Genomic DNA, 22,562 nt, shown 5'->3' with positions numbered 1-22,562 from the left:
GAACTTCACTGCTCTGAACCTCACTGCTCTGGGCAGAACCGCCCAGGGCAGAATCCGCTCCGCACAGATGCGCGGCGACGGAGGCTGGGGGCATGAGCGAAGACAACCCCATCCCGCAGTTCGGTCCCGAAGCACGGCGCGCACTCTTCCACGAGCGGGTGCTCGTGCTCGACGGCGCTCTCGACGACGACAACGGCACACTGTTGATGACGCAGTTGCTCGCGTTGTCGGCCGAGGATCCCGTCGCCGACATCGCGCTCTGGATCCACTCGCCCGGCGGCTCCGTGCCGTCGATGCTGGCCATCCGCGACATCATGCGGCTGATCCCCAACGACGTCGCCACCCTCGCGCTCGGGCTCGCCTGCAGCGCGGGGCAGTTCCTGCTCTCCGCGGGCACCCCCGGCAAGCGGCGGGCACTGCCGCACGCGCGCATCCTCATGCATCAGGGATCCGCAGGCATCGGCGGATCCGCCGGTGAGCTCGAGACGCAGGCCGACGACCTGCGGCACATGCGCGACACCGTGCTCGGGCTCATCTCCGACGACACGGGGCAGCCCATCGCGCGCATCTTCGAGGACTCCCTGCACGACCGCTGGTACACCGCCGCGCAGGCGCAGGACTACGGCTTCATCGACGGGATCGTGGCCTCGATCGCCGAGGTGATGCCGCGACGACGCGCGCGCGTCGGACTGGGGGCGGACGCATGAGCGGCTACACGATCCCGAACGTCATCGCGCAGCATCCCCGAGGGGAGCGCATCATGGATGTCTACTCGCACCTGCTCGCGGAGCGGGTGATCTATCTCGGCACCGGTATCGACGCGGGGGTCGCGAACGCCCTCATCGCGCAACTGCTGCACCTCGACGCGGACAGCCCCGAATCCGGCATCCAGTTCTACATCAACAGCGAAGGCGGTGACCCCGGCGCGGCGCTCGCGATCTACGACACCATGCAGCACATCCGTCCGCGCATCGCGACGACGTGCGTCGGACAGGCCATCGGCCCGGCGGCGCTGCTCGTCGCCGCCGGAGCCCCAGGGGAACGCGCCGCCCTCGCCCATGCACGCATCGTGCTGCATCAACCGGCCGGGCAGTCCCGGGGCGCGATCCCCGACCTGATCCTCGCGGCCGACGAGGTGGTGCGGGTGCGCTCCGACATGGAGGAGATCCTCGCCAGGCACAGTGGTCGGACCGTCGCAGAGCTCCGAGTCGACACCGACCGCGACCGGGTGTTCACGGCCGCCGCCGCGCTCGACTACGGGCTGATCGATACGGTGCTGGGCGCGCGCAGCTGATCTGCAGCCCGGGCTCGCGGACGGATGCCTGAGCGGCGGACGACTGCATGACCGATGCGGTACCTGTGGTCATGCATCCGTCCGTCGATCATGCAGATGACGGCTCCGGGATCAAGCGGCGAGGGCGAACGCGCCACGCGAGGGGGCCGTCGATCGCAGACTGTCGGCGACGTCGCTCGTCAGTTCGATGAGGCTCGTGTCGAGGGCTCCGGCGATCGCGGCGATCATCTCGCTCGACGGCTCCTTCAAACCGCGCTCGACCTCGGAGAGATACTGCGGAGAGACGCCGGCCTTGTCGGCGGTCTCGGAGAGGGTCTCCTCGCGGTCGTGACGTCGGCGGCGCAGCTGGTCACCCAGCAGGTGTCGCCACAGCGGTTCGGGATCGCTCGGACGGGGGCGGTCGGATCGCAGGCGGTCGGATCGGGTCCGGTCGGAGCGAGGGGTGCGCGGGAACGGGAGGAGGTCGGCCATGCCTCACGATAATCCGCGGCCTTCGGCGGCCTCGAGCGGTTCTGCTCAGAGCAGAACCGTGGTTCAGGCGTCTGCGCGCCCCGAGGTGTGGTCGGGAGCGGGTTCGGGCTCCGCGGCGACAGGAGCGGTCGCATCGGTCGCCGCCCAGCTGGCGAGCATCCGCAGCTTGTCGGCCGATGGCGTACCCGGCTCGGCCGTGTAGGTCGACAGGTGGAGCCCCGGATCGGCCGGCAGCTCGAACGCCTCGTAGGTCAGTTCCATCTCTCCGACCACCGGATGCGCGATGCGTTTCACGCCGGTGCGGTGGAAGCGCACGTTGTGGGCCGCCCACAGGGTGCGGAATCGCTCGCTCCGCGTCGAGAGTTCGCCGACGAGATCGGTGAGCTTCCGGTCGAACGGATTGCGGCCGGCTTCACCGCGCATCGCCGCGACGAGCTCCTGCGTGTTGCGGTCCCACTCCGGGTAGAACTCCGGTGCCGCCGGATCGAGGAAAGCGAAGCGGGCGCTGTTGGGCTGCGGCTGTGCGAACACGGGCGCGTAGAGGGCACGGCCCAGAGCGTTCGCAGCCAGGTAGTCGAAGTAGTTGTTCCGCACGACCGCCGGCGCCTCGGTCATGGCATCGAGCAGGCGCAGGATGCTCGGCCGCAGCTCCGTCGCCTTCTTCCGCGGCGCTCGCGCGACCGGCGAGGCGTTCGCGGCGCGGGCGAGGTCGAACAGGTGCGCGGTCTCGGCCTCATCGAGCTGGAGCGCGCGGGCGAGCGCATCGAGCACGCTGTCGGAGGCGCCGGACAGGTCGCCGCGTTCCAGACGCGTGTAGTAGTCGACGCTGACGCCGGCGAGCAGCGAGACCTCCTCGCGGCGGAGCCCCGGGACCCGACGGTTGCCGCCGAACGCGGGCAGCCCTGCCTGATCGGGGGTGATGCGTGCGCGCCTCGTGGAGAGGAACTCGCGCACCTCGCTGCGGGTGTCCATACCTCTGACGGTACGCGCTCAGCGACCGTGGAGGGAGGTACTGGCGGTACCGGTGACCGACTCGCCGCGACTCACAGCGCTGCCGTCACGCCGGGCAGCAGCTTTCCGAGGATCGCCCCCAACTGTTCACGCTCCTGAGCGGTGAGCGGATCGAGCACGAGCTCGCGCACCTGCTCGACGTGCACGGGCGCTGCCGTGCGCAGCATCTCCCGTCCCGCCGGGGTCAGGGCAGCCGAGAGCGTGCGTTTGTCGGAGCCGCACGAGGTGCGGGCGACCCAGCCGCGCTCTTCGAGCGAGTCCAGAGCGTGGCTCAGGCGCGACCTGCTGAGGCCGGCGATACGGGCGAGCTCGGTCATGGTGACGGCGCTCTCGCCCTGACCCGCGAGGGTGACGAGGATCGCGTAGCGGGCGTGATTGAGTCCGACCTCTTCCTTCAGCGTGCGATCGAGCACCTGCGGCAGCAGCTGGACGAACCGGATGACGGGGAGCCAGGTCTCCATCTCGGTGTCGTCGAGTCGACGCGGATGCTGCGGCTCCGCCGTCATGCCGTCCTCCTGGGGTGTCACGCGGGATGTCACGCTGCCGACAGGTCGAGCGTGTGCGCGGTGTGGTCGCGCTTGGCCTGCAGGTAGCGGGTGTTCGCCTCCGACAGGTGCACCTCGGTGCGCACGCGCTCGGTGACGCGGATGCCCAGCGCTTCGAGCTGCACGGCCTTGTCGGGGTTGTTGCTGAGCAGGCGGATGCCGTCGACGCCGAGCGCGTTCAGCATCTGGGCGGCCACCGTGTAGTCGCGCTCGTCCTCGCCGTGGCCCAGGGCGACGTTCGCCTCGTAGGTGTCGAGGCCTGCATCCTGCAGCGCGTAGGCGTCGAGCTTGGCGTAGAGGCCGATGCCCCGGCCCTCCTGGCGGAGGTAGAGCAGGAATCCGCCCTCGTCGGCGATGCGCTCGACGGCTTCGCGCAGCTGGGGGCCGCAGTCGCAGCGCTCCGAGCCGAACACGTCGCCGGTGAGGCACTCGCTGTGCGGGCGCACGAGCGGCGCATCTCCGCCGTCGATCGCACGCTCGAGGGCAGTCCGCCAGTCGCCGAGTCCGAGCAGCAGGTGCTCGCGGCCGTCGACGAGGCCGTCGAAGGTGACCACATCGGCGGTCGTGGAGAAGCCGTCGCCGAAGCGCAGCGGCACGCGGACGCGGGTGCGTTCCGTGGCGACCGGAGCGACGGTTGAAGTTTCAATCATGCCGGGTGCAACGCGCGATCCGTCGGAGTATTCCCGGATCCCTGGATTCGGGAGGGGTTCCGTCAGGACCTCCCATGCGTGAGGGATCCGGTGTGGACTGGGGTCCACGCGACAGAAGGAGCATCACGAATGCGCGGAGTAGTCATGTACGCCCCCGGCGACGTCCGGGTCGAAGAGCGCGAGAAGCCCACCATCACCCGGCCCACCGATGCGGTGATCCGCATCGCCGCGACCTGCATCTGCGGTTCGGACCTGTGGCCGTACCGCGGCGCGAACGAGGTCGATCACGCGCCGATGGGACACGAGTACGTCGGCGTGGTCGAGGAGGTCGGCGCCGAGGTGCAGACGCTGAACGTCGGCGACTTCGTGGTCGGCTCGTTCATGGCGTCCGACAACACCTGCGAGATCTGCCAGGCGGGCTACCAGTCCCGCTGCGTGCATGTCGTGCCGATGGGTCGTTACGGCACGCAGGCCGAATACTCGCTCATCCCGCACGCCGACGGAACGCTGGTCGCGACCCCCGGTCAGCCCGACGCCGATCTGATCCCCTCGCTGCTCGCCGCATCCGACGTCCTGGGCACGGGGTGGTTCGCGGCCGTGGCCGCCGAGGTCAGACCGGGAAAGACCGTCGCCGTCGTCGGGGACGGAGCCGTGGGACTCCTCGGCATCCTGGCCGCGCGGGAGCTGGGTGCCGAGCGCATCATCGCTATGAGCAGGCACGCCGACCGGCAGGCGCTGGCCCGCGAGTTCGGCGCGACCGACATCGTCTCCGAGCGTGGCGATGAGGGGGTGGCGCGCATCAAGGAGCTCACGAACGGTCTCGGCGCGCATTCGGTGATCGAGGCGGTGGGTACGCAGGAGTCGATGATGCAGGCGATCCGTTCGACGCGGCCGGGTGGCCACGTCGGCTTCGTCGGCGTCTCTCACGACGTGGCGCTGCCCGGCGAGGAGCTGTTCTACTCCGGCGTGCACCTGCACGGCGGACCCGCTCCGGTGCGCCGTTTCCTCCCGGAGCTGATCCAGCTCATCTGGGACCGGAAGATCGACCCGGGCAAGGTCTTCGACCTCACCCTTCCGCTCGAAGAAGCCGCCGAGGGCTATCGGGCCATGGACGAGCGCCGCGCCACGAAGGTGCTGCTCACGGTGTGACGTCGCGGCGGGCGGAGGTCTCCGTGTCGGGCGGAGATTCGACAGGAGATTCTCCGCCCATGGCGTGGTTCTCCTCCGGAGCCTGCGGCGATGTTTGTGGCTGTGCCCTTCGCCGTACGAACTTCAGCTCGCTCGCGAGGATGCCGAGCACGACGAGCGCCCCGCCGATCAGCGCGGTCGCGGGCAGGCGCTCGCCGGCGATGCGTCCGATGATGCCGGCCCACACCGGCTCGCCGGCGTAGATGATGGTCGCTCGGGTGGGGGAGACCGACTTCTGCGCCCAGTTCATCGTCAACTGGATGAGGCAGCTCGCCGCTCCCAGGCCGACCGCGCAGCCCACCCAGATCCACGAGAATTCCGGCACGCCCTCGCCCACCACCGGCATCGTGAGCAGCCCCAGCATTCCCGCGGTCAGCAGCTGCACGACGGTGATGCGTCCGAGGTCGATCCTCCCGGCGAAGAGGCTGATCAGGATGATCTCGGCGGCGATCGGCAGCGTGCTGATCATGGTCGCGATCTCGCCAGCGCCGAGAGTCAGCGCGAAGGCGTCGGGTCCGGCGATGAACAGCAGGCCGACGAAGGCCAGCCCCGCCCCGACGAAAGCCATGGCGGGCGGGCGCTTGCGGAACACGGCCCACTGCGCGAGCGGTACCAGCGGCACGTACATCGCGGTGATGAAAGCCGAGGTGCTGCTGTCGATGGTCTGCAGCCCCAGCGTCTGCAGCCCGTAGCCGAGGTAGATCATCACTCCGATCGCGACGCCCGCGCCGATGTCGCGCCAACGGATGCCCCGCAGCACCCGACGGAAGATGACGACGCTGATCAGTCCCGCGATGAGGAACCGGATGCCGACGAAGAACCAGGGCCCGGAATGCTCCATCGCCCAGTGCACGAGCAGGAACGTGCCGCCCCAGACCGCGGTGATCGCGATGAGCGCGGCCTCCTGCGGGCGGAACCGCATCCAGCGAAGTCGAGAGGGCATCGTTGGCCTTTCTCGACGTTGCCGGATCGAGCCTAGCGGGCCCACCCGTCGCTCGAATCGTGACGGGAGAAGACGAACGCGCAACGCACGTCGCCGCCGACTCGGTAGCCTCGCAGCATGAGCGACTTCGTGAGTGCCGTCGAACTGAACGACCTGCTGACCCAGGGCGCGCCGGTGCGCGTGATCGATGTGCGGTGGCGGCTGGATCGTCCGGAGGCGGGGCACGACGACTACCTGACCGGGCATGTCCCCGGCGCGGTGTTCGCCTCGCTCGACACCGAGCTCTCCACCCACGGCGAGCCCGCGGAGGGACGACACCCGTTGCCCTCGACCGCCACCCTCCAGGACGCCGCTCGTCGGTGGGGTGTGCGCGCGGGCGACACCGTCGTCGCGTACGACGACGCCAAGGGCACGGCCGCGGCCCGTGCCTGGTGGTTGCTGCGCCAGGGCGGTGTCGATGTGCGCGTGCTCGCCGGCGGCATCCGCGGATGGAAAGAGGAAGGCTTCGACGTCACGACCGACGATGTGACCCCGGAACCCGGCGATGTCGTGCTCGAGGAGATCGGCGCCGACGCCCTGTCGATCGACGAGGCTGCGGCGTTCCCGGCATCCGGCGTGCTGCTCGACGTGCGGGCACCCGAGCGCTACCGCGGCGAGACCGAGCCGCTCGACCCGGTGGCCGGTCACATCCCCGGCGCGCGCAACGTGCCGACCATGCTGCACCTCGATGCCGCCGGACGGATCCTCGACCGTGAGACCGTGCTGGCGAACTTCGCCGCTGCCGGGGTGACTCCGGGCACAGCGGTCGCGGCGTACTGCGGTTCGGGCGTGACGGCTGTGCACACCGCCCTGATCCTGCACGAGGTGGGCATCGAGGCGAAGGTCTTCCCGGGGTCGTGGAGCCAGTGGTCGAACACCCCCGGCCGGCCGGTCGCGACCGGTGATCAGCCCGGCTGATCCTCGCGCGGGCCGTATCCCCAGTGCAGCCCGAGGGCGCCGGGGCCGAACGCTCGGCGCACCAGATGCACCGACGTTCCCCGCGGGGGCGGCAGCGGCGTCATGACGACGCCTTCCGGTGTCTCAACGTGCTCCTCGCACCAGTCCGGGATCGCGTCGGGATGGAAGCGCGTCCACACCAGCAGCTCCCTGGCCTTCTGCGCCAGCGCGTGGCCGGTGTCGCGCGTCGTGGGATAGTCGGGCGGATACTCCACAGACCACTCGACCATCGCCGTCTCCGGCGCGGTCAGCGGCACGTCGAGTTCGAACAGCACCCCGTGGACCTCGCCGTCGGGGTGGGAATAGCGGGCGGCGATCCGGCCCCCTGCCACCGCCTTCAACACAGGCGCGGGGGTGCGCACCCCCGGCGTGATCTCCAGGAAGGGGATCGCCGTGATCGTGCCGACCGTGGACTGCACGATGCTGCGCGTGATGCTGTAGGCGACGTTGCCGTCGGCGCCCACGTCGGTCACCGAATGCGTGGTGAGCTCGCGTGAGGTGTCGGGATACGACGCACCGAGCGCGCGGAAGGCGTCGATCACCGCCAGCTCGAGTTCTTCCTCGTCGATCGGGAACTGGTTGGGACCGAGCGGACCCGTGCGATTCGTCGATCGGAGCAGCCTGCTCAGGGCGCCGACGTCGAGCCCGAGGAGTTCTTCGATGTCGGAGAGCGCGGCCAGCGACTGAGCTCCCTCCGGTCGTCGCGCGCCGGATCGCCAGTAGCTCAGCGTGGCCATCGACACGCGGTTCCCGCGCGCTTTGAGGTGCCGCTGTAGCCAGGACAACGTCACCGGCTTCGCGTTTATCGCGTCGCGCAGGGCGTTCGCGAAGTCATCGGGTTCGGCTCTGCGCGCGTCATCTTCGAAACTCATCACAGATCCCCTCCGGTATGTGAAGATCAGCGCCTTAGAGTGAGCATACGACCGCACGCGCGTACCTCAGGGGACCGGGTGGGCATGTGGGGTCACTTGGCCGTCTTCGCAGGCAGGGTGCCCGACCCTGCGATCACCGGCCTGACGCAGTGATGCCCCCCTTGCTGCGTATGTCGTGAAGCCCGGCAATCGATCTGGGGAGATCCGCCGGGCTTCACGAATCCTCCCTCCGCAAAGCCCCCGGCATCGCGGCTCCGCTGCCCCGCGTAGACTGGGGAGCAACACCCCGGAGGACTCTGGACCGTCATGTCTGCCCCTGCTCGCGCATTCACCATGCGCCACGTGCAATTGCTGCGCGCGCTGTTCGCCGCGGTCGCTGCGCTGATGATCACGTTCTCGTCTGATCACTCCGCACCCGTCGGACTGTCCGTGTTCAGCGGCTTCGTCTTCATCACCGCTCTCGTGCAGGTGCTCGCCGCCTGGCTGGTGCTTCCCGCCGGATCGCGCTGGTCGTACGTGCTGCTGGCAGCCGTCGGCGTCGTGGCCGGCATGGTGAGCGGCATCCCGGCCTGGCGTTCCGACGACCTGTTCTTCATCGTCGTATCGTCGTGGGCGATCGTCAGCGGCGGCATCGAGCTGCTCGCCGGCATCCGCTCCCGCCGCACCGGCGGAATGCTGTCGCGCGATGCGATCTCCGTGGGGGCGCTGGGCGTTCTGCTCGGGGTGGTCCTGCTGCTGATCCCGGCCGGGTTCCTGCAGGAGTACACGATCGACAAAGCCGGCACGTTCGTCCTCTCCGGCATCATCCTCGGCGTCGGCATGTTCGGCGGCTACGCGGCGATCGTCGCGGTCTTCCTCGGCATCGCCGGCCTGACGCCGAAGCAGGTCGATGCCGTCGCCGCGGTGTCCGAATCGAACGACAGTGCCGCCCCCGCGGAGCACGGAGGAGAGCGATGAGCGACGAGAAGCCCACCCGACGGGATATTCTGCGGCCCCTGCACCTGCTCCTCATCGCGCTCGGCTGCGGTGTCTTCGCCACGATCGTCACCCTGGTCTCCACCGGTGCCTTCACCGCACGGGTGAACGCGTCGATCGCCAACGGCACCTACGAGGGGCTGACTCCGATCGCGCTGGGCCTCGTCGTCGGCGGCGGAGCGTTCATCGTGACGCTGCTGATCCTCGCGATGCTGATCCTCGCCGTCGATCCCGCAGACGTCACCAAGACGATCGATCGCCCGGTGCTGTACGACCCGGAGCCCGAGGGCGAGAACCCCGAATCCGAGGCGCCGGGCCGCCCCGCATCTTCCTGATCCGATCAAGAGGTGGTCGAGCCGCCCGCAGGGAGTGCGCTCTAACATCCGATTAAAGAGCGCATTGGTCGCCGCGGATCGTGCTCTTGGCTGATACTTTCGGCGTACCCTCTGGACAATCGTCTCTAGACATCCGATGTCTCGTGTCCCACACTGGCTCCTGACGCGCCCCCGCACCCTGACCGGCTGCGAGGCCGCACGGCCCCAGATGATCAACGATGCTCCGGAGGTTTGCTGTGATGATGGACCCCATTTCCCGACGACAGGTGCTGCAGGTGGGCGGTCTCGCCCTCCTCGCCCCGCTCGTCCCCCAGTTCCTGGCGGCTCGACCCGCGGCTGCGAGCGCATTCTCGGTGGACGCCTGGCACGCCGTCGCTGCCGGGGCGATCCCTCGCCCGCAGCTCTCGCCGTATGCCCTCTGGTACGCGACCCCGGCGACGAACTGGGAGACGCAGGCGCTTCCGATCGGCAACGCCCGTCTCGGCGCGAAGCTGTTCGGGAACCCGGATGCGGAGGTGATCCAGTTCAGCGAGCAGAGCCTGTGGGGCGGCGTCAACGACTACGACAACGCGCTCGCGGGTCAGCCCGACGGGGCATACGACACCAGCGTCACCGGCTTCGGCTCGTTCCGCGACTTCGGTGAGGTGACCGTCGCGTTCGGCGCGCGCACCACCGTCAGCTCGCCGGGAGGACCGTACGAGGTGTCGGGCGGCGAGAGCGTCGAGAAGACGTTCGACGGGAATCCGGCGACGAAGTGGTGCCTGATCGCGCCGCCCGCCGAGGTGATCTGGCAAGCCGACCTCGCAGAGCCGGTCGCCGTCTCCTCCTACGCGCTCACGAGCGCGAACGACGTCCCCGACCGCGATCCGCAGGACTGGCGGGTGGAGGGGTCTGCCGATGGTACGACCTGGGTCGCTCTCGACACGCGCGCTGAGGCGCCGTTCCCGCAGCGACTCCAGACCAAGAGCTTCACGTTCGCGAACACGACGGCGTACGCGCACTATCGCTTCGTCTTCGCGCCGAAGGCAGGAGTAAGTCACTTCCAGGTCGCCGAGGTCGCGCTCGGCGGGGTCGACCTCGCGCAGGGGAGCGCCGTCTACGTGTCGTCGCCCAGCGGCCATGCCGACTCCCTCGTCGGCACCATCGACGCCGACCCCACGACCGTCTGGGCGGTTCCGTCGACCGGGACAGGGGCGGTGTGGCAGGTCGAGCTCAGTACCAAGCTCGCCCTGAACGGCTACGTGCTCACGAGCGCTCCCGACGCGCCGGAGCAGGATCCGCGGGAATGGACGGTCTCCGCCTCGGACGACGGACTGACCTGGAAGACGCTCGACACCCGATCCGGTGAGACGTTCCCGGAGCGCGGCACCGGGCGGGTCTTCGCCTTCGCGAACACCGTTGCGTTCGCGATGTACCGCATCTCGTTCTCCGCGCCCGGCGCGCTCCGTCTCGGCGGCATCGCCTTCACCGGGGGCGGCTTCAGCACCGCCGGGGCCAAAGCCGTCGTCGACTACCGACGTGCGCTCGACATCGCGGACGGCACCCACAGCACCCACTTCGCCACCGCAGGGGGTACGGTGCTGCGCGAGGCGTTCGCCAGTCGGGACGCCGACGTGATCGCGGTGCGGTTCACCGCCGACCGCCCCGGGGCGCTCACCGCTCTCATCACCCTGGCTTCGAAGCAGGACGGTGTGGCGACCACGGTCGACGCGGGCGGTCGTCGCCTGAGCTTCGCCGGAACCATGGCCAACGACCTCACGCACGCGGCCGTCGTCCGCATCGCCGAGACCGACGGGCAGGTGGTCGCGGCCGAGGGCGGACTGCGCGTCTCCGGTGCCGCGACCATCACCCTGCTGCTCGACGCCCGCACCGACTACCGCCTGAGCGCCGCGCACGGATGGCGCGGTGCCGCGCCGCAGCCCGCGATCGAGAAGGCGCTGAACGCGGCAGCCTCCCGCTCGTGGAAGCGCCTCCGATCCGCGCACACCGCGCAGGTCGCCGAGCTCATGCAGCGCGCGAAGGTCGAATGGGGTGTCACCGACGGCGCCGTGATGGCCATGCCCACCGACCGCCGACTGCTTCGCTACGGCACGGGCGAGGCCGACCCGATCCTCGAGCAGACGCTCTACGCCTACGGCCGTTATCTTCTCCTCAGCTCGTCGAAGCCCGGCGGACTGCCGGCGAACCTGCAGGGGCTGTGGAACAACAGCAACCAGCCGGCGTGGGCCAGCGATTACCACACGAACATCAACATCCAGATGAACTACTGGGGAGCGGAGACCGCCGACCTCCCGGAGTCGCACGAGGCCCTCGCGACCTTCATCCGCGAGGTGGCCGTGCCCAGCAGGGTCGCCACGCGCAACGCGTTCGGTGCCGACGTGCGCGGGTGGACGGCCCGCACCTCGCAGAGCATCTTCGGCGGCAACGCGTGGGAGTGGAACACCATCGCCAGCGCCTGGTACGCGCAACACCTCTACGAGCACTGGGCGTTCACGCAGGACAAGAAGTACCTGCGCGACCTCGCCTACCCGTTGATCAAGGAGATCTGCCAGTTCTGGGAGGACCAGCTCAAGGAGCTCCCCGACGGCACCCTGGTCGCGCCGATGGGCTGGTCTCCCGAGCACGGCCCGCGTGAAGACGGCGTGATGCACGATCAGCAGATCATCTGGGACCTCTTCCAGAACTACCTCGAGTGCGCGGAGGCCCTCGGCGTCGACAAGAAGTACCGCAAGACCGTCGCCGACATGCAGGAGCGGCTCGCCCCGAACAAGATCGGCAGCTGGGGCCAGCTGCAGGAGTGGCAGACTGACCGCGACGATCCGAACGACATCCACAGGCACACTTCGCATCTGTTCGCCGTGTATCCGGGGCGCCAGATCACCCCGGACACGCCGGAGCTCTCCGCGGCGGCCCTGGTCTCGCTCAAGGCGCGCTGCGGCGAGAAGGAGGGAGTGCCGTTCACCGCCGCCACGGTATCGGGCGACAGCCGCCGCTCCTGGACCTGGCCGTGGCGTGCGGGTCTCTTCGCGCGTCTGGGCGACGCCGAGCGGGCGGGGATCATGGTGCGCGGCCTGCTCACGTACAACATCCTGCAGAACCTGTGGGCGAACCATCCGCCGTTCCAGCTCGACGGCAACTACGGCATCGTCGGCGCGATCGCGGAGATGCTGGTGCAGAGCCATGGCGACGTCATCCGGCTTCTGCCTGCCGTGCCCGCGGACTGGGCGGTGAGCGGATCGTTCGCCGGGCTCCGTGCGCGGGGCGGATACCGCGTGGACTGCACGTGGCGTTATGGGAAGGTCGTGTCCTACGACATCGTCGCCGATCGGGCGCCGAACATGAGCAACGTGATCGTGGTCGTGAACGGAGACCGCCGCAAGGTGAAGCCGGGCAACCCCAAGAACGGCAAGCCGATGCGCGACCTCGGCCCGGCGCACTGAGCCCGGCGGCACCGACGTCGGAGGGTGACGTCGGTGCCGCCATCCGGCATGGATCCGGAATACTGCTGCAGCGGATCGGCTTGTCCCTGTAGTGACTGCCTCCGTCGACCGCGCCTCCATCGGACTCCGGTCGGAGCGAGGGCCCATCCTCGGTGCGCTCATGCTGGCCACCGGCCTGATCGCGATCGACGCCACGATCCTCGCGACCGCTGTGCCCAGCATCGTCCGCGACCTCGGCAGCTACCAGCAGTTCCCGTGGCTGTTCTCGGTGTACCTCCTGGCGCAGGCCGTGAGCGTCCCCATCTACTCCCGCTTCGCGGACACCGTCGGTCGCAAGCCGATCATCCTGCTCGGCATCGCCCTGTTCCTGCTGGGCTCCATCCTGTGTGGATTCGCGTGGAGCATGCCGGCGCTGATCGTGTTCCGCATCATCCAGGGCATCGGCGCCGGTGCCGTCGCACCGATGTCGATGACGATCGTCGGCGACATCTACACCGTGGCCGAACGCGCCAAGGTGCAGGGCTACGTCGCGAGCGTCTGGGCGATCTCATCGGTCGTCGGCCCGGCGCTCGGTGGCATCTTCGCGCAGCTCGACGCCTGGCGGTGGATCTTCTGGATCAACATCCCGCTCTGTCTGATCGCCGGGTGGATGCTGCTGCGCAACTACAAGGAGCAGAAGCAGACCCAGAAGCACAGCATCGATTACGGGGGAGCGGTGCTGCTCACCATCGGGCTGACCGCGCTCATCCTCGGCATGCTCGAGGGTGGGAACGCCTGGGCGTGGCTGTCGGTGCAGAGCGCCCTCTGCTTCGGCGTGGGAGCGATCGCGCTGGTGGCCTTCGGGTTCGTCGAGCGCCGCGTCGCGGAACCGATCGTCGACCTGCGCCTCGCGGCCCGCCCGCTGATCCTCACCACCACGATCGTGTCGCTCGGCATCGGCGCGCTGATGCTCGGCGTCACCAGCTTCGCTCCGGCCTACCTCGAAGGATCCACCGGCATCGCCCCGTTGCTCTCCGGTCTCGCTGTCGCGGCTCTGACCCTCGGCTGGCCGCTCGCCGCCGCCAACGCAGGACGCCTGTACCTGCGCATCGGCTTCCGCCGCACCACGCTGATCGGCATGAGCATCACGACGGTCGCCGCCATCACGCTGGCTTCCGTGGCTTCGTGGCCGAATCCGTTCGTGATCGCCGGCATCGCGTTCGTGCTCGGCTTCGGACTCGGGTGGAGCGCGGCGCCGACGCTGATCGCCGCCCAGGCTTCGGTCGGCTGGGGCGAGCGCGGAGCCGTCACGGGCATGAACGCGTTCGCCCGCTCAGCGGGAAGCGCCGTCGGTGTCGCCGTGTTCGGAGCGATCTCCAACACCGTGATCGCACAGGGCGTCGGTCCCGACGATCCCGGCACCATCATCCACGCGTCGGTGTGGGTGTTCGTCGCGGTCGCCGTGACCGCCGTGCTCACCCTGCTCGCCGCCGCGTTCATGCCGAAGGACAGGGTCGAGGAGCACTCCGGAGAGTCCGCGCCCTAGTCCCGTGCCTTCCCTTCCCCGGGCTTCCCCTCCCCGGGCTTCCCCTCCCCGTGGCGTCGAGTGCACGGGAACTCGCCGAGTGCACGGGATCCGCGCGTGAAGGTCCCGTGCAGTCGACGGTTACCCGTGCACTCGCCGATCGTGACGGCGGCTGGGTGACGAGTCGGCCTCAGCCTCGCGGCTACTGCGCGAGCTTCGCCGCGATGCCCGTGTACGTCGCCGGGGTCAGTGCGAGCAGGCGCTGCTTGGCGGCGTCGCCGATCTCGAGGCCCTGTACGAACTCGGCGAGGTCGGCCGCGCCCACCCTGTGGCCGCGCGTCAGCTCCTTGAGGAGTGCGTACGGGTCGGTGATCGTGGAGCGACCGGCGACGACCTCGGCGCGGATGACGGTCTGGATGGCCTCGGCCAGCACCTCCCAGTTCACGTCGAGGTCGGCGAGCAGCACATCGCGCGACAGCGAGATCGCGTTCAGGCCGCGGCGCAGGTTGTCGAGCGCGAGCAGCGAGTGCCCGAACGCGACGCCGATGTTGCGCTGCGTGGTCGAATCGGTGAGGTCGCGCTGCAGGCGGCTGGTGACCAGGGTCTGGCCGAGCGATGCGAGCAGTGCGCCGGAGATCTCGAGGTTCGCCTCGGCGTTCTCGAAGCGGATCGGGTTGATCTTGTGCGGCATCGTCGACGACCCGGTGGCTCCGGCGACCGGGATCTGCGCGAAGTAGCCGAGCGAGATATAGGTCCAGATGTCGGTGGCGAGGTTGTGCAGGATGCCCCCGGCGTGACGCACGCGGTCGTACAGCTCGACCTGCCAGTCGTGCGACTCGATCTGGGTGGTGAGGATGTTGAAGCCGAGGCCCAGGCCCTCGATGTACTCGCGGGCGATGGTGGGCCAGTCGGCGTCGGGGTCGGCGGCGAGGTGCGCCGACCAGGTGCCGGTCGCGCCGGAGAACTTCGCCAGGTAGTCGGACGCCGCGATCTGGCCGCGCACCCGCTCCAGACGCCAGGCGAACACCGCGAGCTCCTTGCCCATGGTCGACGGGGTGGCGGGCTGTCCGTGCGTGCGCGAGAGCATCGCGGCGTCGGCGTGTTCGACGGCGAGCTCGCGGAGCTTCGCGATCACCGTGTCGAGGGCCGGGAGCCAGACCTCCTCGACGGCGCGCTTCACGGTGAGGGCGTAGGAGGCGGAGTTGATGTCTTCACTGGTGGCGGCGAAATGCGTGAGTTCGGCGATGCCGTCGAGTCCGAGCGCCGACAGCCGGTCGCGCACGAGGTACTCGATCGCCTTCACGTCGTGCTGGGTGACGGCTTCCTTGTCGGCGAGCCAGTCGATCTCGGCCTGACCGAAGTCACGGTACAGGGAGCGCAGGCGCTCCTTGTCCGACTCGGGCAGCGGGGAGGTCTCGAACAGCGAGCGGTCGGTGAGGGCGATCAGCCACTCGACCTCGACCTCGACGCGTGCCCGGTTCAGGCCAGCCTCGGACAGGAAGTCGGCGAGACCGGTGACGGCGCCGCGGTAGCGACCGTCGAGAGGGCTCAGGGGCTGCGGCGGGAGCGAAGGCTGGAAAGTCAGGGGAGTCCTCCTGATCGGGCCCCTCAGATGCGGGGCGTGCGGGGGAGACGCAGAGCGGGTTCGAGCTGGCGGAACAGGCCCCGAGTCGCCGCCTCAATCATACCGAGCACGGAATCGAACATCTCCGCGCCCGCGTAGTAGGGATCGGGCACGTCATGGGTCGTGGCGTTCGGGTCGAAGGCGAGCAGCAGGGTGACCTTCCCCTCCTCGTCCTCGTCGTGCGCCCATTCCCGCAGGATGCGCTCGTGCGTGCGGTCGAGGGCCACGACGAGGTCGTTGTCGGCGAACGCCGCGGCGGTGAACTGGCGGGCGCGGTGCTGGGAGCCGTCGTAGCCGCGACGGGCCAGCGAGTCGATCGTGCGGTGATCGGCGCGCTCGCCGAGATGCCAGTCGCCTGTTCCGGCGCTGCGCGAGATGATGCGAGGGCCGAGTCCCTGCCGCTCGGCGAGGTCGCGGAAGACGACCTCGGCCATGGGAGAGCGGCAGATGTTCCCCGTGCAGACGAAGATCACGCGGAAGGGATCCGGGGATGTCACACCTACATTCTGCCCGGCCGCGGGCCTCCTGCACAGCGCGCGCCACTCCGCGCGATCCTCTGCACACCCTGAGCGGGCGTCCATCTCTCCACCCTTCGCGTGGATCGGGCAGGGCGAGAAGCCCGTGATCCCGGAGGCTGGGGCCATGTACTCGTTCATCCACACCCTCGATGTCGGTTCCGTGCACGTCGGCGACCTGCTTCTCGCGTCGAAGGAGATCGGAGGGGCGATCTCCACGCTGGAAGAGGCGGGCGCGACGCTGGTCGCGCTCGCCGACAGTTCGGACTGGCAGTCCGAGGGATTCCGCGCGCTGAACGCGCTGCTCGAACGGTTGCGCGACGACACCGGAGTCGAGATCGGACACCTCGCAGCGCGCGAATGGGAACTCGGTGGGGCGGCATGAGGGCGCCGGAATGAACGTGATCGCAGGCAGGGCGACGTCGGTGGACGACGGAGGGCTGAGCATCGATCATGGCGGGGCCATCGCTGTCGACACCGAGCAGTTGCGCGACCTCGGTGCGCGGATGCGATCGGTGATGTCGGAGTACGAGCGGGCGCGAGAGGCGGTCCGCCGTGCCTGCACGCTCATCTCCTCGGCTCCGGATGCCGCCTCGCGGATCGATGTCGGTGCGCTGCAACGAAGTGGCGAGCGGATCGGCGAACTGCGTGCCGAGATCGAGAACGCCGCTACGGGAACCCTGGTGATGGCCGATGCGTTCGAGGTGGTCGAGCTGCGCGCGAAGGCGGAGGCACTCGCCCTCACCGATGCCGCGGCGGCGAGCACCGTGCAGGCGCGTGCCGACGACCTCGTCGCCCATGACGAACGGATCGGGACCATGGCCGCGTGGCTGGTGGCCGGCTGGAAGGAGCGGCGGTTCGACGGACTGGGCGAGCAGTACGACCTGGCGGGAGCACTCCCGCCGCTGTTCCTCGCCGGGGCGATGGTGGGTGTCGCGTCGGGTCTCGGGCGGGTCCGGCCGGGGATGACGCTGACGGGGAAAGCCGATCCCGTCCAGGTCACACCCGTGAGGTCGACGAGTCCGACCGCGCCGCGGGACTCCGCCGCTGCGCTGCGACGGATGCCGGGAGCGGGGGCGCAGGTGGCGGTCGAGAAGTACACCATGGCGGGCGGAGCGACCCGCTACGTGGCCTACGTCTCTGGCACGCGCTCCTCGCTTCCCTGGCAGGCCGGAGGAGCGGAGCCGTGGGACATGAAGTCGAACGTCGAGCTCTATCAGGGCCGCGCGTCGGCGTCGTATCAGGCCACGCTCGACGCGTTGGGTGCGGCGGGGGCGAAGTCGGGTGATCAGGTCGACGTGGTCGCGCATTCGCAGGGCGGGATGATCGCCGCCCATCTCGCGATGGAGAGCGACTTCGAGGTGTCGATGCAGCTGACCGCGGGCAGCCCGGCCGAACCGACGCTCGGGGCGGATCAGACGCTGATCCAGCTCCGTCACACCGACGACGTCGTTTCGGCGCTCGCCGCCGGGGGGTCCGCCGAGGGCACGGGATCCCCCGACAGCTTCACGGCGTCGCGCGAAGGGGATCCGCACGACGGCATGCAGGATCTGACACTGCGGACGCACGGTCTCGAGACGTACATCGAGACGGCGGAGATGGTGGATGCCTCGGACGACCCCCGCGCTGAGGCTCTCGACGAGTACTGGGATGGACTCGGTCAGGCGGTCGAGGTCGAGCGCACCGAGTACCACGCCGAGCGAAAGGGGTGATGACCGACTACGAGATCAGCCGGCTGCTTCTCGAGCAGCTGGAGGAGCGCGCTTTCTCAGTCGCGGCGGCTCTTGCTCTGCGGGCGCAGGATGAAGCCGAAGATGCCGTTGATGACCGAGATGATGAGCGCGGCGACCACGCCCCACCAGAAGTCGCCGACCGTCAGGCCCCAGCCGAAGCCGCTCGTGATCCAGGCCGTCAGCCACAGCAGGAAGCCGTTGATCAGGAAGCCGATCAGCCCGAACGTGATGATGTAGAGCGGGAACGCGACGATCTTCACGACCGTGCCGATGATGGTGTTCACGAGCGCGAAGATCGCGGCCACCGCGAGCAGGGTCAATACCAGCTGCAGCGTCTCACCGGGCGGGAAGGCGGTGATCACGACCTGCAGGGCAGGGATCAGCGTGACGACCCAGAGGGCGAAGGCGTTGACGACGACGCGGATGATGAAGCGCATAGTCCGACCAGTGTCCCACGGACGCCCGCGCGTGTCAGCGGGCGGGGTCTCCCAGGGGAATGCGGTTTGCGCGAATGCGTTCCTCCGACTCATCCAGATCGATCGTGCCGGACGCGACGCCGATCACCAGATCGAAGGCGTCGTCTGTCGTGAAGCGGTGCTTCCAGCCGTTGATCCACAGGAACGCCACGAAACTCGTCCACGCCGTCCGCTTGTTCCCGTCGAACAGCGGGTGGTTTCGCGCAAGGGAGTGGTTTCGCGCAAGGGATTCGAGGAGAGCTGCGGCCTTCCGGTCGATGGTCACGTACGCGTCATCACCGAAGAGTGAAGCCGCTGGGCGGGCGAGGGCTGACGCAAGCAAGCCCGCGTCGCGAACGTGAAAGCCGAACCGCTCGACGATCTGGAGACCGTCTTCCAACGTGAGGTATTCGGTCATGCGTCTTCGAGGCGCTCGAGCAGGACCTTGTCATTGTCGAACACGAAGTCGACCGCAGAGTTCACGAGAGCCGACCGGCTGGTGTCATTCGCGAACCGCGTCGCCGCCTCGATGATCACCGCGTGCTTCGAGGTGTGCCGGGCGCGCGCGATCGCCTCGAGCTGCGCATCGAGTTCTTCGGGAAGTCGCACCGTCATCGCCATACCAGAATGGTACCACTGCGAGTAGCGCGCCGTCAGGGAGAGAAGCCGCCGGTGGCCGATCCCGCCCCCTCGTAGACTCGACCTCGTGACCGAGCCGATCCTGCCCCGCATCCGTCCCGCCATCGCCGCGCTCGCGCCGTACCGCCAGGGCAAGCAGGCAGGGCCCGATGCGTTCAAGCTGTCGAGCAACGAGAACCCCTTCGATCCGCTGCCCTCGGTGCTCGAAGCGCTGCAGAGCACCACGCCGATCAACCGCTACCCGGATGCCACCGCCGGCCGCCTGCGTGCGCGTCTCGGTGCCCGTTACGGGGTGGAGCCCGACCAGGTGCACGTCGCTTCCGGCAGCGTGTCGATCCTGCACCAGTTGATCCTCGCGACCGCATCGGTGGGCGACGAGGTCGTCTACGCCTGGCGTTCTTTCGAGGCGTACCCGAGCCTGCCGCTGGTGGCGGGCGCGACCGGGGTGCAGGTGCCGCTCACCGCCGATTCCCGCCACGATCTCGACGCGATGGCAGACGCCGTGACCGACCGCACCCGCGCGATCATCCTGTGCACCCCCAACAACCCGACCGGTCCGATCATCACGTCGGCCGAGTTCGCCGCCTTCGTCGAGCGCGTCCCGAACGATGTCCTGATCATCCTCGACGAGGCGTACGCCGAGTTCGTCACGGCGCCCGACGCGGTCGACGGTCTCGCCGAGCGCGTGTTCGAACAGCACCCGAACGTCGTGGTGCTGCGCACCTTCTCGAAGGCCTACGGCCTCGCCGGCCTCCGCGTCGGCTACGCGATCGGTCACGAGAAGGTGCTCGACGCCGCGCGCACCACCGGCATCCCGCTCTCGGTCACGTCCGCCGCCGAGAACGCCGCGATCGCGAGTCTCGACGCCGAGCCCGAGCTGCTGGAGCGTGTCGCCGTGATCGTCGAGCGACGGGCCCGCCTGGTCGAGGGCCTGCGCGCACAGGGCTGGGACGTGCCAGACTCCCAGTCCAACTTCGTCTGGCTGCCCGCAGGAGAGCGTACCGACGAGGTCGCCGCAGCCTTCGTCGAGAACGACCTCATCGTCCGTCCGTTCTCGGGCGACGGCATCCGCATCTCGGTGGGCGAGGAGGGCTCGATCGCCCGCGTGCTCGACGTCGCAGCCTCCGTCCGCTGAGTCGTCGCTGCACCGGCCCGGGGCGGTTTTCCGCGGTTTTCTCCGGGTTCCGGGCAGTTACAAGGGCGTCCTAGGTATGCGTGACGACGCATGTGGGCGCGGGTAGCGTGAGAGCGTGACCACCTCCGAGACACCCCTTGTGAGCGTTCTGGACGAGACCGGACGGTACGCTCCGTCCGCCGCCGCAGAGCGGTACGTTCCCATGATCGATGCGATCGGCGATGCCGAGCTCGAGCAGTTCTACCGGGACATGGTCGTCATCCGCGCGATCGACACCCAGGCGACGAACCTGCAGCGGCAGGGACAGCTCGCGCTGTGGCCGCCGAGCCGTGGCCAGGAGGCGGCACAGGTCGGCTCCGGTCGTGCCGCCCGCGCCCAGGACACGATCTTCCCCTCGTACCGCGAGCACGCCGTGACTCGCATCCGCGGCGTCGACCCCGTCGACATCATCAAGTTGATGCGCGGTGTCTCGCACGGCGGATGGGACCCGACCGACCCCAAGAACGGGAACACCCGGCTGTACACCCTCGTGCTCGGGTCGCAGGTGCTGCACGCCGCGGGCTATGGCATGGGTCTCGTCTTCGACGGCCGCACCGGCACCGGCGACCTCGAGCGCGACGAGGCCGTCATCACGTACTACGGCGACGGAGCCTCGAGCCAGGGCGACGTGCACGAGGCGATGGTCTTCGCCGCGAGCTATCAGGCGCCGACCGTCTTCTTCCTCCAGAACAATCACTGGGCGATCTCCGTGCCCGTGGCGACGCAGTCGCGTGTGCCGCTCGTGCAGCGCAGCGCCGGCTACGGCATCCCGAGCGTCCGGGTCGACGGCAACGACGTGCTCGCCAGCTACGCGGTCTCGCGCACAGCTCTCGACGACGCCCGCAGCGGCAACGGCCCGCAGGCGATCGAGGCCGTCACCTACCGTCTCGGCGCGCACACCACCAGCGACGACCCGACGAAGTACCGCGGCAGCGACGAGGAGCAGTACTGGGCCGGACGCGATCCGATCGTCCGGATGCGTGCGTTCCTCGAAGGCCGCGGCGCCTCGGCACAGCTCTTCGACGACGTGGAGACCGAGGCGGCGGATGCCGCGGAGGATCTGCGCGCCCGCACCGTCGAGCTCACCGCTCCCAGCCCGGACAAGATGTTCGACCACGTGTACAGCGAGCCGCATCCGCTGATCGACCAGCAGAAGGCCTGGCGCGCGCAGTATGAAGCGTCGTTCGAAGGAGGAGCCCAGTGACTCTCGAGACGATGCCGCTCAGCAAGGCGCTGAACGCCGGCATGCGCAAGGCCATGGAGAACGACCCGAAGGTCCTGCTCATGGGCGAGGACATCGGCAAGCTCGGTGGCGTCTTCCGTGTGACCGAGCACCTGCAGCGTGACTTCGGCGACCGTCGGGTGCTCGACACCCCGCTGGCCGAGTCGGGCATCGTCGGGACCGCGATCGGCATGGCGATGGTCGGTTTCCGGCCCGTCATCGAGATCCAGTTCGACGGCTTCGTGTTCCCGGCGTTCGACCAGATCACCACACAGCTCGCGAAGCTCACCAACCGGCACGAGGGTGCGATCAGCATGCCGATCGTGATCCGCATCCCCTACGGCGGGCACATCGGCGCGGTCGAGCACCACCAGGAGAGTCCGGAGGCGTACTTCGCGCACACCCCGGGTCTGCGCGTGGTCTCGCCGTCGACGCCGAACGACGCCTACTGGATGATCCAGGAGGCGATCGCCTCGAACGACCCCGTGATCTTCATGGAGCCGAAGAGCCGCTACTGGCAGAAGGGCGAGGTCGAGCTCGACGCCTCCGCCGTGCCGCTGCACTCCTCGCGGGTCGTGCGCACCGGTAGCGACGTGACACTCGTGGGCCACGGCGCGATGGTCACCACCCTCCTGCAGGCCGCGGCGCTCGCCGAAGCCGAGGGCACGAGCTGCGAGGTCGTCGACGTGCGCTCGCTGTCGCCGGTCGACTACGAGCCCATCCTCGACTCGGTGCGCAAGACCGGACGCATGGTCTACGCGCAGGAAGCCCAGGGATTCGGAAGCATCGGCGGCGAGATCGCGGCGACCGTCATGGAGCGCGCGTTCTACGCTCTCGAAGCCCCGGTGCTGCGGGTCTCCGGCTACGACACCCCGTTCCCGCCCGCGAAACTCGAGGGCGCCTACCTCCCGGATGCCGACCGCATCCTCGAGGCCGTCGACCGCTCGCTGGCATACTGACATCCCCGCTCGGCCGA

General features: G+C 69.0%; 24 protein-coding genes. 13 read left to right on the top strand and 11 right to left on the bottom strand.

Annotated elements, in window-relative coordinates; translation table 11 throughout:
- The first annotated feature begins 92 nt into the window (after positions 1-92).
- Both ACIQLD_RS10985 and ACIQLD_RS10980 read left to right on the top strand, forming a co-directional pair.
- On the top strand, positions 93-707 hold the full coding sequence (locus tag ACIQLD_RS10985) for a ClpP family protease (protein ID WP_402608033.1): 615 nt from the start codon (positions 93-95) through the stop codon (positions 705-707).
- A complete protein-coding gene (locus tag ACIQLD_RS10980) occupies positions 704-1,294 on the top strand; it encodes a ClpP family protease (protein WP_402608032.1) in 591 nt (196 codons plus the stop codon). Before ACIQLD_RS10985 ends, ACIQLD_RS10980 begins: the two co-directional genes overlap by 4 nt.
- 111 nt (positions 1,295-1,405) lie before the next feature.
- Here ACIQLD_RS10980 and ACIQLD_RS10975 read toward each other — a convergent pair whose 3' ends face one another.
- From ACIQLD_RS10975 to ribA, 4 genes are all read right to left on the bottom strand, one after another.
- Positions 1,406-1,765, bottom strand: a complete 360-nt coding sequence (locus tag ACIQLD_RS10975; protein ID WP_402608031.1) for a helix-turn-helix domain-containing protein — start codon at positions 1,763-1,765, stop codon at positions 1,406-1,408.
- A gap of 63 nt (positions 1,766-1,828) precedes the next feature.
- A complete protein-coding gene (locus ACIQLD_RS10970) occupies positions 1,829-2,737 on the bottom strand; it encodes a helix-turn-helix domain-containing protein (RefSeq protein ID WP_402608030.1) in 909 nt (302 codons plus the stop codon).
- A gap of 71 nt (positions 2,738-2,808) precedes the next feature.
- Positions 2,809-3,282, bottom strand: coding sequence for a MarR family winged helix-turn-helix transcriptional regulator (locus ACIQLD_RS10965; RefSeq protein WP_402608029.1), 474 nt, complete (start codon positions 3,280-3,282; stop codon positions 2,809-2,811).
- Between the two features lie 29 nt (positions 3,283-3,311).
- Positions 3,312-3,971 carry a GTP cyclohydrolase II gene (gene ribA / locus ACIQLD_RS10960; RefSeq protein ID WP_402608028.1) on the bottom strand — a complete coding sequence of 220 codons (660 nt, stop codon included), beginning with the start codon at positions 3,969-3,971 and terminating at the stop codon, positions 3,312-3,314.
- 129 nt (positions 3,972-4,100) lie between these two features.
- Between ribA and ACIQLD_RS10955 the strand changes: the two genes are divergently transcribed.
- Positions 4,101-5,120, top strand: coding sequence for a zinc-dependent alcohol dehydrogenase family protein (locus ACIQLD_RS10955; protein WP_402608027.1), 1,020 nt, complete (start codon positions 4,101-4,103; stop codon positions 5,118-5,120).
- Here ACIQLD_RS10955 and ACIQLD_RS10950 read toward each other — a convergent pair.
- A complete protein-coding gene (locus tag ACIQLD_RS10950) occupies positions 5,110-6,102 on the bottom strand; it encodes a DMT family transporter (RefSeq protein WP_402608026.1) in 993 nt (330 codons plus the stop codon). The two genes, ACIQLD_RS10955 and ACIQLD_RS10950, sit on opposite strands and share 11 nt — an antisense overlap.
- Before the next feature lie 117 nt (positions 6,103-6,219).
- Between ACIQLD_RS10950 and ACIQLD_RS10945 the strand changes: the two genes are divergently transcribed.
- Positions 6,220-7,059: a sulfurtransferase gene (locus ACIQLD_RS10945; RefSeq protein ID WP_402608025.1), complete on the top strand. Its 840-nt coding sequence runs from the start codon at positions 6,220-6,222 to the stop codon at positions 7,057-7,059.
- Here ACIQLD_RS10945 and ACIQLD_RS10940 read toward each other — a convergent pair.
- On the bottom strand, positions 7,047-7,970 hold the full coding sequence (locus ACIQLD_RS10940) for a hypothetical protein (RefSeq protein WP_402608024.1): 924 nt from the start codon (positions 7,968-7,970) through the stop codon (positions 7,047-7,049). The two genes, ACIQLD_RS10945 and ACIQLD_RS10940, sit on opposite strands and share 13 nt — an antisense overlap.
- Before the next feature lie 306 nt (positions 7,971-8,276).
- Between ACIQLD_RS10940 and ACIQLD_RS10935 the strand changes: the two genes are divergently transcribed.
- The 4 genes from ACIQLD_RS10935 to ACIQLD_RS10920 all read left to right on the top strand — a co-directional run bounded on the left by ACIQLD_RS10935 (position 8,277) and on the right by ACIQLD_RS10920 (position 14,245).
- Positions 8,277-8,927, top strand: coding sequence for an acyl-CoA synthetase (locus ACIQLD_RS10935; protein ID WP_402608023.1), 651 nt, complete (start codon positions 8,277-8,279; stop codon positions 8,925-8,927).
- Positions 8,924-9,280 (top strand): hypothetical protein, encoded by a 357-nt coding sequence (locus ACIQLD_RS10930; protein WP_402608022.1) that lies wholly within the window; start codon positions 8,924-8,926, stop codon positions 9,278-9,280. Before ACIQLD_RS10935 ends, ACIQLD_RS10930 begins: the two co-directional genes overlap by 4 nt.
- 239 nt (positions 9,281-9,519) lie before the next feature.
- Positions 9,520-12,720 (top strand): glycosyl hydrolase family 95 catalytic domain-containing protein, encoded by a 3,201-nt coding sequence (locus ACIQLD_RS10925; RefSeq protein ID WP_402608021.1) that lies wholly within the window; start codon positions 9,520-9,522, stop codon positions 12,718-12,720.
- Positions 12,721-12,811: 91 nt separating this feature from the next.
- Positions 12,812-14,245 (top strand): MFS transporter, encoded by a 1,434-nt coding sequence (locus ACIQLD_RS10920; protein ID WP_402608020.1) that lies wholly within the window; start codon positions 12,812-12,814, stop codon positions 14,243-14,245.
- Between the two features lie 181 nt (positions 14,246-14,426).
- On the opposite strand, the gene purB is transcribed toward ACIQLD_RS10920, so the two are convergent.
- Entirely contained in the window at positions 14,427-15,809 is a 1,383-nt protein-coding gene (gene purB / locus ACIQLD_RS10915) for an adenylosuccinate lyase (protein WP_402608535.1), read from the bottom strand.
- A 23-nt stretch (positions 15,810-15,832) separates the two neighbouring features.
- Positions 15,833-16,282: a low molecular weight protein-tyrosine-phosphatase gene (locus tag ACIQLD_RS10910; RefSeq protein ID WP_402608533.1), complete on the bottom strand. Its 450-nt coding sequence runs from the start codon at positions 16,280-16,282 to the stop codon at positions 15,833-15,835.
- Between the two features lie 208 nt (positions 16,283-16,490).
- On the opposite strand from ACIQLD_RS10910, the gene ACIQLD_RS10905 reads away from it, so the two are divergent.
- Positions 16,491-16,748 carry a hypothetical protein gene (locus tag ACIQLD_RS10905; protein WP_402608019.1) on the top strand — a complete coding sequence of 86 codons (258 nt, stop codon included), beginning with the start codon at positions 16,491-16,493 and terminating at the stop codon, positions 16,746-16,748.
- Positions 16,749-16,758: 10 nt separating this feature from the next.
- Positions 16,759-18,075 carry a hypothetical protein gene (locus tag ACIQLD_RS10900; protein WP_402608018.1) on the top strand — a complete coding sequence of 439 codons (1,317 nt, stop codon included), beginning with the start codon at positions 16,759-16,761 and terminating at the stop codon, positions 18,073-18,075.
- 56 nt (positions 18,076-18,131) lie between these two features.
- Here the strand turns inward: ACIQLD_RS10900 and ACIQLD_RS10895 are convergent, their stop codons facing one another.
- From ACIQLD_RS10895 to ACIQLD_RS10885, 3 genes are read right to left on the bottom strand one after another with little or no spacing between them, the layout of a single operon-like run.
- On the bottom strand, positions 18,132-18,533 hold the full coding sequence (locus ACIQLD_RS10895; protein WP_292766113.1) for a phage holin family protein: 402 nt from the start codon (positions 18,531-18,533) through the stop codon (positions 18,132-18,134).
- A gap of 34 nt (positions 18,534-18,567) precedes the next feature.
- The gene (locus tag ACIQLD_RS10890; RefSeq protein ID WP_402608017.1) at positions 18,568-18,969 is read right to left on the bottom strand and encodes a type II toxin-antitoxin system death-on-curing family toxin; all 402 of its coding nucleotides are present in this window, start codon (positions 18,967-18,969) and stop codon (positions 18,568-18,570) included.
- Positions 18,966-19,172, bottom strand: a complete 207-nt coding sequence (locus ACIQLD_RS10885) for a ribbon-helix-helix protein, CopG family (RefSeq protein ID WP_052748773.1) — start codon at positions 19,170-19,172, stop codon at positions 18,966-18,968. The genes ACIQLD_RS10890 and ACIQLD_RS10885 overlap by 4 nt, the downstream gene beginning before the upstream one ends.
- A gap of 85 nt (positions 19,173-19,257) precedes the next feature.
- Here ACIQLD_RS10885 and ACIQLD_RS10880 point away from each other — a divergent pair, with 85 nt between their 5' ends.
- The 3 genes from ACIQLD_RS10880 to ACIQLD_RS10870 all read left to right on the top strand — a co-directional run bounded on the left by ACIQLD_RS10880 (position 19,258) and on the right by ACIQLD_RS10870 (position 22,545).
- Positions 19,258-20,325: a histidinol-phosphate transaminase gene (locus ACIQLD_RS10880; protein ID WP_402608016.1), complete on the top strand. Its 1,068-nt coding sequence runs from the start codon at positions 19,258-19,260 to the stop codon at positions 20,323-20,325.
- A gap of 115 nt (positions 20,326-20,440) precedes the next feature.
- Positions 20,441-21,568, top strand: a complete 1,128-nt coding sequence (locus ACIQLD_RS10875) for a thiamine pyrophosphate-dependent dehydrogenase E1 component subunit alpha (protein ID WP_402608015.1) — start codon at positions 20,441-20,443, stop codon at positions 21,566-21,568.
- An 11-nt stretch (positions 21,569-21,579) separates the two neighbouring features.
- Entirely contained in the window at positions 21,580-22,545 is a 966-nt protein-coding gene (locus ACIQLD_RS10870) for an alpha-ketoacid dehydrogenase subunit beta (RefSeq protein ID WP_029260644.1), read from the top strand.
- Positions 22,546-22,562 lie beyond the last annotated feature (17 nt).

The sequence above is a fragment of the Microbacterium sp. NPDC091662 genome (assembly GCF_044756705.1).
Classification (GTDB): domain Bacteria; phylum Actinomycetota; class Actinomycetes; order Actinomycetales; family Microbacteriaceae; genus Microbacterium.
This window is presented reverse-complemented; position numbering and strand designations above follow the sequence as displayed.